We start from the raw sequence: 1,028 nt of genomic DNA on the forward strand, positions 1-1,028 counted from the left end.
CGCGGCCGTCCTCGTGCCGGTCGTCCAGCGCGAGGACGGCCGGGCGCTGGTGTTCACGAAGCGCGCCGACCACCTCGGCGAGCACCCCGGCCAGATGAGTTTCCCGGGCGGCGGCCGCGAACCGAGCGACGAGAACCTCCGGGAGACCGCGGCCCGCGAGGCCTACGAGGAGGTCGAACTCCACCGCGACGAGATCTCGTTCGTCGGGCAACTCGACGACATCCGAACGACCTCCCGGTACTCGGTGACGCCGTTCGTCGCGCGCGTCCCGGACCGCGAGTTCGTCCCCGACGAGCGCGAGGTCGAGGAGGTCGCGGTGCTGTCGATCGCCGCGCTCACGGACCCCGCGAACTACGAGGTGGAGAAACGCGTCCACCCCACCTACGGCGAGGCTATTGTCCACTTCTTCCACGTCGAAGACTACACCGTTTGGGGCGCCACCGCCCGGATTCTCGTGCAGTTCCTCGACCTCGCGGTCGGGTGGACGCCGCCGGCGCGCGAACCCGAGGTCGTCGAGATGGACCCCGAGAGCTGACGGTCTCGGTGAGCCGGGCGGAGACGGTGTCGACGAGTCGCACCGATTGGGTTCGACGAGCCATACGCTGAAGGTCGCTCGCGCCTAACTGGGAGTGATGCACGATTCGCCGTCGGTCGCCGTTCTGGGGGGAGGTATCGGGGGGCTGACTGCCGCTCACGAACTCGCGGAGCGCGGGTTCGACGTGACAGTCTACGAGGCAAACGACCGCGTCGGCGGGAAGGCCCGGAGCGTCCCGGTCGACGACAGCGACCGGCCGCTGATGGGCGAGCACGGGTTCCGGTTCTTCCCGGCGTACTACCGGAACGTCGTCGACACCATGGAGCGCATCCCCGACGGGCACGCGGGCGGCGGCAGAGCGCGCAGCGATGGCGCTCCCGGCAGTGTCGCGGACCACCTCGTACCGACCAGCGAGACGCTGCTCGCGGGCGACGACGGCACCGCCGTTCGGGCGTCCACGGAGCGACCCGAGACGCCCCGGGAGTGGCTGTCG

2 protein-coding genes are annotated in these 1,028 nt (G+C 70.4%); both read left to right on the plus strand.

The annotated features are described in order from the left end of the window. Positions 1-535: NUDIX hydrolase (locus GRX66_RS19300; RefSeq protein ID WP_159527875.1), on the plus strand; the 535-nt coding region annotated here is incomplete at its 5' end. Between the two features lie 97 nt (positions 536-632). Beyond that, a partial coding sequence (locus GRX66_RS19305) for an FAD-dependent oxidoreductase (protein ID WP_159527876.1) occupies positions 633-1,028 on the plus strand: 396 nt, incomplete at its 3' end.

The organism is Halobacterium bonnevillei, assembly GCF_009831555.1.
GTDB lineage: Archaea > Halobacteriota > Halobacteria > Halobacteriales > Halobacteriaceae > Halobacterium > Halobacterium bonnevillei.